The organism is Herbaspirillum sp. DW155 (genome assembly GCF_037076565.1).
In the GTDB taxonomy this organism is placed as follows: domain Bacteria; phylum Pseudomonadota; class Gammaproteobacteria; order Burkholderiales; family Burkholderiaceae_D; genus Herbaspirillum.
The window spans coordinates 5,446,500-5,461,337 of the sequence record NZ_AP029028.1 but is presented as its reverse complement, the minus strand read 5'-3'; the positions used below and the strand labels follow the sequence as shown (position 1 = coordinate 5,461,337).

The following is a 14,838-nucleotide window of genomic DNA, read 5'->3' as shown; positions in this document are numbered from 1 at the left end:
GAAGTACTGCCAACAAGTACGTCCGCGGGGTGAGTGATCCTCTCCCCGTTCCACCAGTTGCCTCGCATCGAAACCATGGAGCAGGCTTCAAAAACAGAGGAGATGAAAATGAAACTCAAGGCAATGGCACTGGCCGTCACTGCAGCGGCGGCGGCATTCGCAACCGCGCCGGCTTCGGCGCAGATCTCGGGGGATGTGATCAAGATCGGTTTCATCACCGATATCTCGGGCGTGTATTCGGACATCGACGGCCAGGGCGGCGCGGAAGCCATCAAGATGGCCATCGCCGACATGGGCGGTTCCATCAATGGCAAGAAGATCGAACTGGTCGTGGCCGACCACCAGAACAAGGCCGATGTGGCCGCCAGCAAGGCCCGTGAATGGTTCGACCAGCAGGGTGTGGATGTGCTCATCGGTGGCACCAATTCCGGCACGGCTCTCGCCAGCGCCAAGGTCGCCGCCGAAAAGAAGAAGGTCTATTTCGCCGTCGGTGCCGGCACGGCGCGCCTGACCAACGAAGAGTGCTCGCCCTATACCGTGCACTATGCCTACGACACCGTGGCCCTGGCCAAGGGCACCGGTTCGGCGGTGGTGAAGCAGGGCGGCAAGAGCTGGTTCTTCCTGACTGCCGACTACGCCTTCGGCCACTCGCTGGAGTCCGATACCGCCAACGTCGTGAAGGCCTCGGGCGGTACCGTGGTGGGCTCGGTCAAGCACCCGCTGGGCGCATCCGACTTCTCTTCCTTCCTGCTGCAGGCGCAGAGCTCCAAGGCCCAGATCATCGGCCTGGCCAATGCCGGGGGCGACTTCATCAACTCGGTGAAGGCGGCCAACGAATTCGGCATCACCAAGACTGCCAAGCTGGCCGGTTTGCTGGTGTTCATCAACGACGTGCACTCGCTGACCCTGAGGAACACCGAAGGCCTGTACCTGACCGACAGCTGGTACTGGGATGCCAACGACGAGACCCGCGCCTTCGCCAAGCGCTACTTCGCCGTGCGCAAGAAAATGCCGTCCTCCCTGCAGGCGGGCGACTACTCGGCAGCCTTGCAGTATCTGAAGATCGTCAAGGAAATCGGCACCGATGATTCGGACAAGGTGATGGCCGCGCTGCACAAGGCCAAGTTCAACGACATGTTCCAGAAGAACGGCTACCTGCGCGCCGATGGCCGCGTGGTGCACGACATGTACCTGTACCAGGTCAAGGCCCAGTCGGAATCGAAGTATCCGTGGGACTACTACAAGCTGGTGCAGATCATTCCTGCCGAGCAGGCCTGGACCACCAAGGCCGAATCCAAGTGCGCGGCCTGGAAGTAGGCACGACGTAGCAACGTAGCAGTAAGGCCATCGCACAGCCCAGCAAAATCTGTCATTTCTGTTCACCCGGGGATGACAGATTTTTGCTGTGGCGATGGCGTTCTTTACCCCCTGATGAACGGGTTTTTATGGAACTATTCGGCATACCCCTGCAAGCCTTGTTGAGCCAGCTGCTGCTGGGCCTGGTCAACGGCTCCTTCTACGCCATGCTCTCGCTGGGCCTGGCGGTGATCTTCGGCTTGCTCAACGTGATCAACTTCGCGCACGGTACGCTCTACATGTTGGGCGCTTTCCTCGCCTGGATGGGGCTGACCTATCTGGGATTGAACTACTGGGTCATGCTCATCGTGGCGCCGATCCTGGTCGGGCTGTTTGGCATCCTGATCGAAAAGACCATGCTGCGCTGGCTCTACAAGCTGGACCACCTCTACGGCCTCTTGCTGACCTTCGGCATCACGCTGATGATCGAGGGCATCTTCCGCTCCATCTATGGCGTCTCCGGCCAGCCGTATTCGGTGCCTGACTTGCTGCAGGGGGCGACCAACCTCGGCTTCATGGTGCTGCCCAACTACCGTGCCTGGGTCGTGGCGGCGTCGTTGATCGTCTGCTTCGCCACCTGGTTCGTGATCGAGAAGACCCGCCTGGGCGCGTATCTGCGTGCCGGTACCGAGAACCCCAAGCTGGTCGAAGCCTTCGGCATCAACGTGCCGCTGATGGTGACGCTGACCTACGGCTTCGGCGTGGCGCTGGCGGCGTTCGCGGGCGTGCTGGCCGCACCCGTGATCCAGGTATCGCCGCTGATGGGTTCCAACCTCATCATCACCGTCTTCGCGGTGGTGGTGATCGGTGGCATGGGCTCCATCCTGGGCTCCATCATCACCGGTCTGGTGCTGGGACTGATCGAAGGCTTGACCCGCGTGTTCTACCCGGAACTGTCGGCCACCGTGGTCTTCATCATCATGGCCATCGTCCTGATGGTCCGGCCGGCCGGCCTGTTCGGCAAAGAGAAATAATCGGAGACCGGCATGAACAAGAAAATCGGAATTGCTGTTTTATTAATACTGCTGTTGGCGGCACCGTTCGGGATCTATCCGGTGTTCCTGATGAAGATGTTGTGTTTCGCGCTGTTCGCCTGCGCCTTCAATCTGCTGATCGGCTACACCGGCCTGTTGTCCTTCGGCCATGCGGCCTTCCTCGGCTGGGCCGGCTATATGTGCGGCCAGTCGCTGAAGGTGTGGGGTTTGCCGACCGAGCTGGGCCTGATCATCGGTACCCTGACCGGTGCGCTGATCGGCCTGGTGATGGGACTGCTGGCGATCCGCCGCCAGGGCATTTACTTCACCATGATCACGCTGGCGCTGGCGCAGATGCTGTTCTTCGTGGCCTTGCAGGCGCCGTTCACGGGCGGCGAGGATGGTTTGCAGGGTGTGCCCCGCGGCAAGCTGCTGGGCTTCATCAGCCTGGAAAACGACATGACCCTGTACTACGTGGTGCTGGCCATCGCGGTGGCGGGGTTTGCGCTGATCGTGCGCACCATCCATTCGCCGTTCGGGCAAGTGCTGAAGGCAATCAAGGAGAACGAACCCCGCGCCATCTCGCTGGGCTATGACGTGGCGCGCTACAAGCTGCTGGCCTTCGTGCTGTCGGCTGGCCTGTCCGGGCTGGCGGGAGCGACCAAGACCCTGGTGCTGGGCTTTGAGACGTTGACTGACGTGCACTGGAGCATGTCTGGCCTGGTGGTCCTGATGACGCTGGTGGGTGGCCTAGGTACCATCGTTGGTCCCATCGTCGGCGCGGTCATCATCATCATGCTGGAGAACAAGCTGGGCGACATCGGCACCTGGCTGGCCAATGCCACCAGCATCGACTGGTTCAACACGCTCGGCGATTCGGTGACGGTGGTGACCGGCTTCATCTTCATCGTCTGCGTGCTGGCCTTCCGCAAGGGTATCGTGGGAGAGATCCTGGCCCTGGCCGGAAAGGGGCAGGCCAAGGGATCGCATTAATAACCACTGCGACCACTGAAACGCCGCTTTCTCTGCCGCCGGCAAGTCACCTTAGGGTGATTTCCCGGCGGTAATTTTTTATGGGAAGACGAGGCGTAACAGGCAGGGCTTGTTTCGTAACAGCACGGCAGGGGCTTGATCTGTGGCTGATGCAGGGGCCGGCGGAGCGGTAGAATGTGGCCCGCCCGATCCAATCATTTAACCGCACCTTCGCCGTCATCTCTCCATGCACAATCCGGTTTCATCCCTCCCAGGCTTTCTCCTCCCTTTACGCTGGTCGGCAGAGGAGGGCGCGTGATGTTGGATTACCTGATCCTGTGCGGCGCAGCCTTCGTCGCCGGCCTGATCGATGCCGTGGTCGGAGGAGGGGGCCTGGTGCTGGTGCCGACCTTGTTTTCGGTGTTTCCCCATACCGCCCCGGCCACCTTGCTGGGAACGAACAAGGTCGCCGGGGTGATGGGCACCAGTGCGGCGGCCATCAATTTCGCGCGCAAGGTGGCCGTGCGCTGGAGTACCGTGACACCGGCCGCGATGGCCGCGTTTGCGTTTTCCTTCTTTGGTGCCTATGTCGTCACGCATATTCCGACCGAGCTGATACGCAAGGCATTGCCCTTTGTGTTGATTGCCGTGGCGCTCTACACATTGAAGAAAAAGGATTTCGGTACCACACATGCGCCCACGCTGACCGGCAGCCGTGAAATGATCTACGCCGCCCTGATCGGTGCGGCCGTGGGTTTCTACGATGGTGTGTTCGGGCCGGGCACGGGGAGCTTCCTGGTCTTCCTGTTTGTGCGCGTGTTCAGCTATGACTTCCTTTCGGCCTCGGCCGTCTCCAAGTTCGTCAACATCGCGACCAATCTCGCGGCCTTGTGCTGGTTCGGGTACAGCGGCCATGTGATCTGGCAATTGGGTTTGCTGATGGCCGTGTTCAACATCGGCGGCTCGCTGGTGGGTACACGACTGGCGATGAAGCATGGCAGCGTGTTCGTGCGCAAGCTGTTCCTGGTCGTGGTGGGCGCGCTGATCCTGAAGTCGGGTTACGACGCTTTCCTCAAATAAGGCAGAAAACTTCATAGGGTGTTTCACGTGAAACACCCGGCCCCCGACCAGAAAGGCGGAGCGCGATGCTCCGCTTTTTTATTCATATACGCTCGCCAGCGACAAAAACCGGCTCCTGTTTCACGTGAAACATCCCCAGGGAATGTTTCATTGATCAGCTCCCGCTATCGAAACCGGCCCGCGATAGTGTCCGGCAGGGCAGGGAAGTGCGGTAAACCAACAGGCCGGACCCCTGCCGCCGACCCCGCCGGATAAAAGGTTTTATAATCTCGCCTCTGTTCTCACCTCTACGCGAGGCCCGCATCATGCTATTCCCCACACAATTTGACGTCATTGTCGTTGGCGGCGGTCACGCCGGCACCGAAGCTGCACTGGCCGCAGCACGCATGGGCCAGAAAACCCTGCTCCTGACGCACAACATCGAAACTCTGGGTCAGATGTCCTGCAATCCCTCCATCGGCGGGATCGGCAAGGGTCACCTGGTCAAGGAAGTCGATGCCATGGGTGGGGCGATGGCCATTGCCACTGACGAGGCGGGCATCCAGTTCCGTATCCTCAATTCCTCCAAGGGCCCGGCCGTGCGCGCCACCCGTGCCCAGGCCGACCGCATCCTGTACAAGGCGGCGATCCGTTCGCGCCTGGAGAACCAGCCCAACCTGTGGCTGTTCCAGCAGGCCGTGGACGATCTGATGCTGGAGGGCGACCGCGTGGTCGGTGCCATCACCCAGGCCGGTATCCGCTTCGCCGCTCGTGCCGTGGTGCTGACCGCCGGGACTTTCCTGGATGGGAAGATCCACGTGGGCCTGAACAATTATTCCGGTGGCCGTGCCGGTGATCCGCCTGCGGTGTCGCTCTCGGCGCGCCTGAAGGAACTGAAGCTGCCGCAAGGCCGCCTGAAGACCGGCACGCCGCCGCGCATCGATGGCCGCACCATCAACCTGGCGATCCTGGAAGAGCAGCCCGGCGACCTGGACCCGGTCCCGGTGTTCTCCGTCATGGGCAATGCCGCCATGCATCCGCGCCAGATGCCGTGCTGGATCACCCATACCAACAGCCGCACCCACGACATCATCCGTGGCGGCCTGGATCGCAGCCCCATGTACACCGGCGTCATCGAAGGCGTCGGTCCGCGTTATTGCCCCTCCATCGAAGACAAGATCCACCGCTTCGCCAGCAAGGATTCGCACCAGATCTACCTGGAACCGGAGGGCCTGACCACCCACGAGTTCTATCCCAATGGCATCTCCACCAGCCTGCCGTTCGACGTGCAGCTGGAACTGGTGCGTTCGATGAAGGGCATGGAAAACGCCCACATCCTGCGTCCCGGCTATGCCATCGAATATGACTATTACGACCCGCGCGGACTGAAGTCCTCGCTGGAAACCCGCCAGGTCCAAGGGCTGTTCTTCGCCGGCCAGATCAATGGCACCACCGGCTACGAAGAAGCCGCCGCCCAGGGCATGCTGGCCGGCATCAACGCCGCGCTGCAGACCCAGGGCCGCGAAGCCTGGACGCCGCGCCGCGATGAAGCCTACCTGGGCGTGCTGGTCGATGATCTGGTCACGCAAGGCGTGCAGGAACCGTATCGCATGTTCACCAGCCGCGCCGAGTACCGTCTCTCGCTGCGCGAAGACAATGCCGACCTGCGCCTGACCGAAATCGGCCGTGAACTCGGCTGCGTCGGCGATGCGCAGTGGGAAGCCTTCGACAAGAAGCGCGAGGCTGTTTCACGTGAAATGGAACGCCTCAAGTCGACCTGGGTCAATCCCCGCATCCTGGCCGCTGCCGAAGCCGAGCGTGTCCTGGGCAAGGCCATCGAGCGTGAATACAACCTGCTGGACCTGCTGCGCCGTCCCAATGTGACTTATGACAGCCTCATGGGCCTGACCGGCACCGAAGGCCAGGCCCTGGCCGGCCCCGGCATCGAAGATGGCCCGGTGCGCGAACAGGTCGAGATCCAGGTCAAGTACGCCGGCTACATCGCCCGCCAGGCCAATGAGATCAGCCGCCAGGATCACAATGAAAACCTGAAGCTGCCGGCCGACATCGACTACATGGACGTGAAGGCACTGTCCATCGAAGTGCGCCAGAAGCTCAACAAGCATCGTCCGGAAACCCTGGGTCAGGCGTCGCGCATTTCCGGCGTGACGCCGGCGGCCTTGTCGCTGTTGCTGGTGCACCTGAAGAAGGGCGGCCTGAAACAGCCGGCCAGCGCCGGTACCCAGGCTGCATGAAGAAAAATTCCGGGCAGCGCCCTCGAACCAGATCAATACCAAGGCATCACGGATGAGCAACACTGCAGACCTGAACAATTTGACGCGCAGCCTGAAGGAAGGCGCCAAGGCCCTGGGCCTGACGCTCTCCGATGCCCAGATCGACAAGCTGATGGCATACCAGGCCCTGCTGGCCAAGTGGAACAAGGTCTACAACCTGACCGCCTTGCGTGACCCCGCGCAGATGGTGACGCACCACCTGCTGGATTCGCTCTCGGCCGTGTCGGCCTTCACCGCTGCGCAACGCGTGCTGGACGTGGGCGCGGGCGGTGGCCTGCCGGGCATCGTGCTGGCCATCTGGGCGGCTGAGGCGCAGCCGCAGATGCGGATCACCCTGGTCGATACGGTCTCGAAGAAAACCGCCTTCCTCAACCAGGTCAAGGCGCAATTGCAGTTGAGCAATGTCACCGTGCTGCATGCGCGCGTGGAGCAGTTGCCTGTAGAGCAACAATACGATGTCATCACATCGCGCGCCTTTGCGGAACTGAAGGACTTCGTTACCTGGTCGAATCACCTCCTGCAACAAGGTGGCAAGTACATCGCCCTCAAGGGCGTGCTGCCGCAGGATGAAATCGACCGGTTGCCGGCAGGGTGGCAGGTGCAGCAGGTGCAGCCCTTGCAGGTGCCGGGCCTGGATGCCGAACGGCATCTCATCTTCATGGAAAGAACGAGCTGATGAACAAACTGAAACGGGCCCTGGTGGCCACCATGGTCTCGATGGCGGCGTATGGCGCCCTGGGCATGGCGTCGCTCCACGCCCAGGAAGTCAAGACCGTGCCTTCGGTGGACCTGAAACGTTATGCGGGCAAGTGGTATGAGATCGCCAAGATCCCCAACAGCTTCCAGAAAAAATGCATTTCCGGCACCAGCGCCGAGTATTCTGCGCGCGATGATGGCATGATCGATGTCGTCAACCGCTGCAAGACGGCCGAAGGTATCGATGAAGCCAAGGGCGTGGCGCGGGTGGTCCCGGGCAGCAACAACAGCAAGCTGGAGGTGCGCTTTGCGCCGGCCTGGCTGTCCTGGATCCCGATGGTGTGGGGCGACTACTGGATCATGGACCTGGACGCGCAATACACCCTGGCCACCGTGGGCAGTCCCTCGCGCGAATACCTGTGGATTCTCTCGCGCACCCCCACCATCAGTGATGAGCAATACGAGAACGCACTCAACAACGCCACCAAGCAAGGTTTCGATACCGCGCGCGTGGTCAAGAGCAAGCCGTAAAGCGGCCACCTGACAACAGGCCAGCGGCCCGGGCAGCAACCCGGGCCGCTCACATTCAAGGAGACCCACCATGCAGGCGATCTTTCATTCCCTCGGCATCACCGACATCTGGCAACTGATTGCCGCGACCATGGTGTTTCTCCTCTTGCCCGGCCCCGGCACCTTCTGCGTGCTGACCTGCGCCGCCAAGGGCGGCCTGCGTGGCGGCTTCATGGCACAAGCCGGCCTGATGCTGGGCGACATCGTGCTCATGTTCCTGGCCGCCGCCGGCGTGGCCGCACTGTTGCATGCCAATCCGCTGTTGTTCCATGGCCTGCAATATATGGGCGCGGTCTATCTGGCCTACCTGGGTGGACGTCTTTTGTTTGCAAGAGGGCAGGGCGGTGGTACAGTCGTACCCTTTTCCAACGCCGCAGAATTCCGGCGCGGCTTTCTGGTGACCTTGTTCAACCCGAAAGCCATCGTGTTTTACATGGCGTTCTTCCCGCTGTTCCTGGACCCGGATACGCAACAGGGCGCGCTGACTTTCGTCACGATGGGCGCGGTCATCAGCTGCTGCACTTTCCTCTATGGCAGCTTCCTGATCTTCGTCGGCAATGCCGCCGCCCGCCGCATGGCCCGCAATCGCACCATCGCCAACCTGGCTTCGCGCGCGGCAGGCATTTTCCTGATCGGGTTTGGCATCAAGCTGACCACGCAATAACGCTCACATAACAAAGATATGGCAAAAATATTTTGTGTCGCCAACCAGAAAGGTGGCGTAGGCAAGACCACCACTGCAGTCAATCTCGCGGCTGGACTGGCGCAACTGAACCAGCGCGTGCTGCTGGCCGACCTCGATCCGCAGGGCAATGCCACCATGGGCTCGGGCGTGAACAAGGCGACCCTGGAAGGCTCGATCTATGAAGTGCTGCTGGGCATGTCCGACATTCGCAGCGTGCGCAAGCGTTCCGACGCCGGGGGCTTCGATGTGCTGCCGGCCAACCGCGAACTGGCCGGCGCCGAAGTGGAAATGGTGGAACTGGAACAGCGCGAAGCCCGTCTGAAACTGGCCTTCGCCCAGGTCGCCGACGAGTACGACTTCATCCTCATCGACTGCCCGCCCGCGCTGTCGATGCTGACCCTGAACGGCCTGTGCTCGGCGCATGGCGTCATCATTCCGATGCAGTGCGAGTATTACGCGCTGGAAGGGCTGTCCGATCTGGTCAATACCATCAAGAAGGTGCACGCCAAGCTGAACCCGGAACTGAAGGTCATCGGCCTGTTGCGCGTGATGTTCGATCCCCGCATGACGCTCTCGCAGCAGGTCTCGGACCAGCTGGAACAGCACTTCGGCGACAAGGTGTTCAAGACCGTCATCCCGCGCAACGTGCGGCTGGCCGAAGCGCCTTCGTATGGTTTGCCGGGCGTGACCTTCGATCCGCTGTCCAAGGGTGCACAGGCTTATATCGCATTCGGCGCGGAAATGGTCGAGCGCATCAAGACGCTGTAATTCGCGCTGTAACTCGCGCTGTCATTCGTACCGTAACCCGCACCGTCATCACGCATCGTTTTTCATCAGGCACTCGCATGGCAACTCTACCGAAAAAATCCAAAGGTCTGGGACGCGGACTGGACGCGCTCCTGGGCGGATCGTCCGACATCACCGAAGAAGTCCAGGCGCAGGCCGCGCAGGGCTTGCCGACGGTGATGCCGGTCACCGAACTGCAGGCCGGCAAGTACCAGCCGCGTACCCGCATGGACGAAGGCGCGCTCAATGAGCTGGCCGCCTCGATCAAGGAACAGGGCTTGCTGCAGCCCATCCTGATCCGCGCCATCGGCCAGAAGAACGGCAAGGACACCTACGAGATCATCGCCGGCGAACGCCGCTTCCGTGCGGCCAAGATCGCCGGGCTGACCGAGGTGCCGGTGCTGGTCAAGAACGTGGATGACCAGACCACGGCCGCGATGGCCCTGATCGAAAACATGCAGCGCGAGGATCTCAATCCCCTGGAAGAAGCCCAGGGTATCCACCGCCTCATCACCGATTTCGCCTTCACCCACGAACGCGCGGCGCTGGCCGTGGGCCGCTCGCGCAGTGCGGTGTCCAACCTGCTGCGCCTCTTGAACCTGGCCAAGCCGGTGCAGACCATGCTCATGGCCGGCGACATCGACATGGGCCACGCCCGCGCACTGCTGGCCGTCGATTCCGCCACCCAGATCCAGCTGGCCAACCAGATCGTGGCCAAGCGCATGTCCGTGCGCGATGCCGAAAAGCTGGTCACCCGCGCCAGTGCTGAACAGGCCGCCAAGCCGCGTGAGGTCAAGGACAAGTCACGCGACATCGCGCGCCTGGAAGAAGAACTCTCGGACCTGCTGGTCACCCAGGTCAGCATCAAGACCGGTGCCCGCAACAAGGGCCAGCTCATCATCCACTTCAATGACCTCGATGCGCTCGATGGCGTCATCGTGCGCCTGCGCGGGGAGTCGGTGGAGAGCTGATCGCGCCGGCAAGATGCATCCAACAAAAATGGGCTGCCCGATTCGGAGCAGCCCATTTTTTATTGATATAAATAATTTTCAGGATGACAGATTTTTCGCAGCACTCACCCTAGCGTTCGGCCTGAAGGCCCTTTCGGGGCCGTATCGAAGACGCGCCTGATGAGGCAACACAGGGCGCGGTGTCAAAAAGTCCGCTGCACATCCGAACGTGGCGGCAACTGATAGCTCCAGGTTTCGGTGAGGGGCTTGCCATTGGCGGTCAGTGCGGCGCGCAATTCCACGGCCTGCGAAACGTTACGAATCTTCACCCGCAGCGTGAGGCGCCAGCCATTGATGGCCGGATTGGGCTGCAACTGGGCATCGATCAGTTCGCCGTTGTTGGAAACGTTCACCTGCGGCTGAACCGCCGTCCCTGCGGGCAGCGTAGCCAGTGGTCCACCGGTGAAGTCCACCAGCAAGGCCGTGGTGCCATCGAAGGCGCGGATCAGGTTGGCTTGCGTGAGCTCGCCGTCGGTATGGAAGGTCTGCTTGACCCAGCCCACTTCATTGTTGAGGATGGCCGGCTCATCCATGGTCCAGTGGATGCGGTAGTCGTAGGCCAGCGGTGTGCCGCGTGGCGGCAGTTGCGCAGGCAGCCAGTAGGCCACGATGTTGTCGTTGGTCTCGTCGGCGGTGGGGATTTCCACCAGCTGCACGGCCCCACGGCCCCAGTCACCCTTGGGTTCGATCCAGGCGGAGGGACGCAGGTCGTAGCGATCCTTCAGGTCTTCATAGGAGGCGAAATCGCGGCCCCGCTGCAACAACCCGAAGCCGCGCGGATTGGTCACTTCGAAGGAACTCACTTCCACGTTCTGCGGATCGTTCAGCGGACGCCACAGCCATTCGCCGTTGCCGGTATGGATCGCCAGACCATTGGAATCGTGAATGGCCGGACGGAAGTTGCGGCGCGAGGATTGCTGGTTGGGACCGAAGAGGAACATGCTGGTCAGCGGCGCAATGCCCAGGCGGCCCACGTCAGCGCGCAGGAAGACGCGGGCCTGCACGTCCAGCAGGGCATCCTTGCCCGGCGTGAGCGTGAACCTGTAGGCGCCGGTAGCGCGCGGCGAATCCAGCAGCGCGTAGAAGGTCAGCTGCTTCTCGCCCGCCGCCGGACGCTGGATCCAGAATTCGGTGAAGTGCGGGAATTCCTCCCCGCTCAGCATGGCCGTGTCGATGGCCAGCCCGCGCGCCGACAGACCATACACCTGGCCCTTGCCGATCACGCGGAAATAGCTCGCACCCAGCACGCTCATGACCTCATCTTCCTTGTCATCGCGGTTGAGCGGATAGACCACGCGGAAGCCCGCATAGCCCAGGTGTGCGGTGCTGTCCTTGGCCAGCGCCAGGTCGCCGAAGTTGAAGCGGTCGGTGCTGTAGTTCACGTCCTGCACGCGGCCATCGACGATCTCGTGGATGAGCACCGGTGAGTTGAACTGCATGCCCTGGTGATAGAAGGCCAGCTTGAAGGGCGTGGGCTGGTTGCGCCATTCGAACTTGTCGCTCCTGGGCTGGATCTTCATGTAATCGGCGAACTGCATCGCCGCGAAGGTCGGCGAGAGATTGCTCACCGGCTTCTGATAGGGTTTGGCGGCCAGCGCCCTGGCGCGCGCCACGGCCTGGTTGAGGTCGAAGCCCTGACTGCTCTGGGCCTGCACCGACGCGGCCAGCAGCGTGGCCGACAACATCAGGCCCTGCAGCAGGGGCCATTTCCATCCATGTTTGATCAACGCATTTCTCCACAAAGAAACGGCACACCCTGTGTGCCGCCATGCGCCTGCCTCTCCGGCAGGCTTCAAAACAGAATAATATAGCGAACCGTCACGCCGGCTAAGCATCATAGAAGACAATCAATTCATGCTTCAGCCGGCAATATCCCCTGCGATGGGCCGCCGCTCACCTTTTGTAGAGGCCGGCGCGCCGCCAAAGTTTAAAAAAGAGAGAGGAAACCTGTGTCCCACAAGCTTACCGAGCGGCAAGCCGCGCGACCGCGCCGCCCCCGCCTGGCCCTGGCCATGACCCTGTGCGCGCTGGCCTGCAGCGCCGCCCTGACCGGCCCGGCGGCCCATGCACAAGCCAACATGGCCTTGCTGGGCAACAAGACCGCCTTCATCGATGACCTGCTGCGGCAGATGACGCTGGAAGAAAAGATCGGGCAATTGCGGCTCATCAGTATCGGTCCCGAGATGCCCGCCAGGAAGCTGGCCGAGGAACTGGCCGCCGGCCGTGTGGGCGGTACCTTCAATTCCGTCACCCGTCCGGAGAATCGTCCCTTGCAGGACGGTGCCATGCGCTCGCGGTTGAAGATTCCGATGTTCTTCGCCTATGACGTCATCCACGGCCATCGCACCACCTTCCCCATCGGCCTGGGCCTGGCCTCCAGCTGGGACATGGACGTGGTGGCGCGCTCCATGCGCATCGCCGCCGAAGAAGCCGCTGCCGACAGCATCGACATGACCTTCGCACCGATGGTCGACATCAGCCGCGATCCGCGCTGGGGCCGCACCTCGGAAGGCTTTGGGGAAGATCCGTATCTGGTCTCGCGCATTGCCGAGGCCTCGGTGCGGGCCCTGCAGGGCGACAGCAAGCCCATCGCCGCCAACCGTGTCATGGCCAGCGTGAAGCATTTTGCGTTGTATGGCGCGGTCGAAGGCGGCCGTGACTACAACGTCGTCAACATGGACCCGCAGCGCATGTACAACGACTACCTGCCACCGTATCGCGCTGCCATCGATGCTGGCGCGGGTGCGGTGATGGTGGCGCTCAATTCCATCAATGGCACCCCGGCCACGTCCAACACCTGGCTGCTGCAGGACCTGTTGCGCCGCGATTGGGGCTTCAAGGGGCTGACCGTTTCTGACCACGGCGCCATCACCGAACTGGTCAATCACGGCGTGGCGCAGAACGATGCGCAAGCCGCGCGCCTGGCGATCAAGGCCGGCACCGACATGAGCATGGCCGATCAGGTCTACATCAGGCAATTGCCGGAGCTGGTGCGCTCGGGCAAGGTCTCGCAGCAGGAGCTGGACAACGCGGTGCGCGACATCCTCGGGGCCAAGTATGACCTGGGCCTGTTCAAGGACCCGTACGTGCGCATCGGTCGCGCTGCCGACGATCCGCCCGACGTCTACGCCGACAGCCGCCTGCATCGCCGCGACGCGCGCGAAGTGGCGCAGCAGTCCATGGTGCTGCTGGAAAACCGCAACGCCGCGCTGCCGCTGAAGAAGACCGCGCGCATCGCCCTGGTCGGTCCGCTGGCTGATTCGCACATCGACATGCTGGGCAGCTGGTCCGCTGCCGGAAAGGACAAGCAGACCATCACCCTGCGTCAGGGTTTGCAGAATGCGCTGGGCGGGCAGGGCAAACTGATCTATGCACGTGGCGCCAACATCACTGAAGACAAGCACGTCGTCGACTATCTCAATTTCCTGAACTGGGATGATCCGGAAGTGGTGCAGGACAAGCGCAGCCCCAAGGCCATGATCGACGAGGCGGTGAAGGCCGCGCGCGATGCGGATGTGATCGTGGCTGCCGTGGGCGAGTCGCGCGGCATGTCGCACGAATCCTCCAGCCGCACTTCGCTGCTGCTGCCGCAGAGCCAGCAGGACCTGCTCACCGCCTTGAAGGCCACCGGCAAGCCGCTGGTACTGGTGTTGATGAATGGCCGTCCGCTGGATCTGAACTGGGCGCGCGAGAATGCCTCGGCCATCCTGGAGACCTGGTACACCGGCACCGAGGGCGGCAATGCGATTGCCGACATCCTCTTCGGCGACGTCAATCCGTCCGGCAAGCTGCCCATCACCTTCCCGCGTTCGGTGGGCCAGATTCCGAGCTACTACAACCATCCGCGTGTGGGGCGTCCCTATACGGAAGGCAAGCCGGGCAACTACACCTCGCAGTACTTCGATGAGCCCAATGGTCCGCTGTATCCATTCGGATACGGTCTGAGCTATACCGAGTTCAAGCTCTCCGACGTGCGCCTGTCGCAAGCCGGCATGACTGCTGATGGCAATGTGCAGGCCAGCGTGACGGTCAAGAATGTGGGCCGCCGCGCCGGTGCCACCGTGGTGCAGCTGTACATCCGCGACGTGGCCGCCTCGGTGGTGCGTCCGGTCAAGGAATTGAAGGGCTTCCGCAAGGTGATGCTGCAACCGGGCGAAGAGAAGGAAGTGCAGTTCAGCATCGACCGCAAGGCGCTGTCCTTCTATAACGCCAGGCTGGAGTACGTGGCCGAGCCGGGTGAATTCCAGGTGCAGATCGGGCTCGATTCCAAGGATGTGAAGACGGCTTCGTTCAATCTGCAGTAAGTTTCCTCGGAAAGAGCAACCTGACTCCCGTTCGGACTGAGTAGGCCCCTCGAGGCCGTATCGAAGACGCTCCGCCGGCTGCCTGAGTAACAAAAGCACAGACGGTGCGTCTTCGATACGCGGCTTTGCCGC

At 62.0% G+C, this 14,838-nt stretch carries 12 protein-coding genes; 11 read left to right on the top strand and 1 reads right to left on the bottom strand.

The genetic code is table 11. The features are described from left to right. Window positions 1-108 precede the first annotated feature (108 nt). From AACH55_RS24865 to AACH55_RS24820, 10 genes are all read left to right on the top strand, one after another. Entirely contained in the window at window positions 109-1,317 is a 1,209-nt protein-coding gene (locus AACH55_RS24865; RefSeq protein ID WP_338717359.1) for an ABC transporter substrate-binding protein, read from the top strand. Between the two features lie 128 nt (window positions 1,318-1,445). Then, window positions 1,446-2,330, top strand: a complete 885-nt coding sequence (locus AACH55_RS24860; RefSeq protein WP_338717358.1) for a branched-chain amino acid ABC transporter permease — start codon at window positions 1,446-1,448, stop codon at window positions 2,328-2,330. A gap of 12 nt (window positions 2,331-2,342) precedes the next feature. Beyond that, window positions 2,343-3,323, top strand: a complete 981-nt coding sequence (locus AACH55_RS24855; RefSeq protein WP_338717357.1) for a branched-chain amino acid ABC transporter permease — start codon at window positions 2,343-2,345, stop codon at window positions 3,321-3,323. Window positions 3,324-3,620: 297 nt separating this feature from the next. Continuing rightward, window positions 3,621-4,382, top strand: coding sequence for a TSUP family transporter (locus tag AACH55_RS24850; protein ID WP_338717355.1), 762 nt, complete (start codon window positions 3,621-3,623; stop codon window positions 4,380-4,382). A 305-nt stretch (window positions 4,383-4,687) separates the two neighbouring features. Continuing rightward, entirely contained in the window at window positions 4,688-6,616 is a 1,929-nt protein-coding gene (mnmG, locus tag AACH55_RS24845; RefSeq protein ID WP_338717354.1) for a tRNA uridine-5-carboxymethylaminomethyl(34) synthesis enzyme MnmG, read from the top strand. A 52-nt stretch (window positions 6,617-6,668) separates the two neighbouring features. Continuing rightward, window positions 6,669-7,331, top strand: coding sequence for a 16S rRNA (guanine(527)-N(7))-methyltransferase RsmG (gene rsmG, locus AACH55_RS24840; protein ID WP_338717353.1), 663 nt, complete (start codon window positions 6,669-6,671; stop codon window positions 7,329-7,331). After that, entirely contained in the window at window positions 7,331-7,882 is a 552-nt protein-coding gene (locus AACH55_RS24835; protein ID WP_338717352.1) for a lipocalin family protein, read from the top strand. Before rsmG ends, AACH55_RS24835 begins: the two co-directional genes overlap by 1 nt. Before the next feature lie 70 nt (window positions 7,883-7,952). Next, window positions 7,953-8,585 carry a leucine efflux protein LeuE gene (gene leuE, locus AACH55_RS24830; RefSeq protein WP_338717351.1) on the top strand — a complete coding sequence of 211 codons (633 nt, stop codon included), beginning with the start codon at window positions 7,953-7,955 and terminating at the stop codon, window positions 8,583-8,585. Between the two features lie 18 nt (window positions 8,586-8,603). After that, window positions 8,604-9,374, top strand: a complete 771-nt coding sequence (locus AACH55_RS24825) for a ParA family protein (protein ID WP_338717350.1) — start codon at window positions 8,604-8,606, stop codon at window positions 9,372-9,374. Window positions 9,375-9,451: 77 nt separating this feature from the next. Next, window positions 9,452-10,363 (top strand): ParB/RepB/Spo0J family partition protein, encoded by a 912-nt coding sequence (locus AACH55_RS24820; RefSeq protein ID WP_338717349.1) that lies wholly within the window; start codon window positions 9,452-9,454, stop codon window positions 10,361-10,363. 182 nt (window positions 10,364-10,545) lie between these two features. Here AACH55_RS24820 and AACH55_RS24815 read toward each other — a convergent pair whose 3' ends face one another. Then, window positions 10,546-12,087, bottom strand: coding sequence for a glucan biosynthesis protein G (locus AACH55_RS24815; RefSeq protein WP_338720418.1), 1,542 nt, complete (start codon window positions 12,085-12,087; stop codon window positions 10,546-10,548). A gap of 264 nt (window positions 12,088-12,351) precedes the next feature. On the opposite strand from AACH55_RS24815, the gene bglX reads away from it, so the two are divergent. Further along, window positions 12,352-14,706, top strand: a complete 2,355-nt coding sequence (gene bglX, locus AACH55_RS24810) for a beta-glucosidase BglX (protein WP_338717348.1) — start codon at window positions 12,352-12,354, stop codon at window positions 14,704-14,706. Window positions 14,707-14,838: the final 132 nt, after the last annotated feature.